The following is a 621-nucleotide window of genomic DNA, read 5'->3' as shown; positions in this document are numbered from 1 at the left end:
TTCCAAAATTTTTGGTGATTGTGAGTTTACTTGAGCAACCATGACACTCTCCTTTGATAAGTAGTAAACAATCTGTTGAAATGGCACTGTTAAGTGAATAGATTTAACAGTGATGCTTGATCAGCAGTAATTGTGAAATGGGAATCACTTTCTACCAACATCGTTGCCCAGCCGAAACTATTTGTTATATCAAGTTCGGTTGATTAGTTATTATTCCGAAATCTTTGCAGAAAGAGTGAAAATCCTTTCCCGCTGCTCCCTTCCCCCTGCCCTCTTGCAGCCTTCATGATAAGTCTTTAACCGGACACGATATTACTGGTGGCTAGAGCGTGTTATGAACTTGTTAGGCTAAATAAACTAAAGGAATGGAACAAAAAATCCGAGTGATGTAAGTGACCAAGAGTGGGCATTTGTCCCTTGCTGTTGAATGGCTGAGGCTAACTGCGTACCAATGGTGTATCCACCAAATGTTCTGCCAGAAACCAAACTTGTGTCTCATTGGTTCGCAGGACTTGGCTGACTAACAAATCGTTAGTGCCACTATCCTGATTCGCTGCCGTTTTATCGATCGCCACTCTCAATTCCCCAACGATCAATTCATGGGCTTCTAGCAATCGCGAC

General features: G+C 42.4%; 1 protein-coding gene. It reads right to left on the bottom strand.

What is annotated here, in order from left to right; all coding sequences use genetic code 11:
- Nucleotides 1–437 precede the first annotated feature (437 nt).
- A partial coding sequence (locus AC5590_RS08780) for a ferritin-like domain-containing protein (protein ID WP_211178827.1) occupies nucleotides 438–621 on the bottom strand: 184 nt, incomplete at its 5' end.

The organism is Brasilonema octagenarum UFV-OR1 (assembly GCF_963888615.1).
In the GTDB taxonomy this organism is placed as follows: Bacteria; Cyanobacteriota; Cyanobacteriia; order Cyanobacteriales; family Nostocaceae; genus Brasilonema; species Brasilonema sennae.
This window is presented reverse-complemented; position numbering and strand designations above follow the sequence as displayed.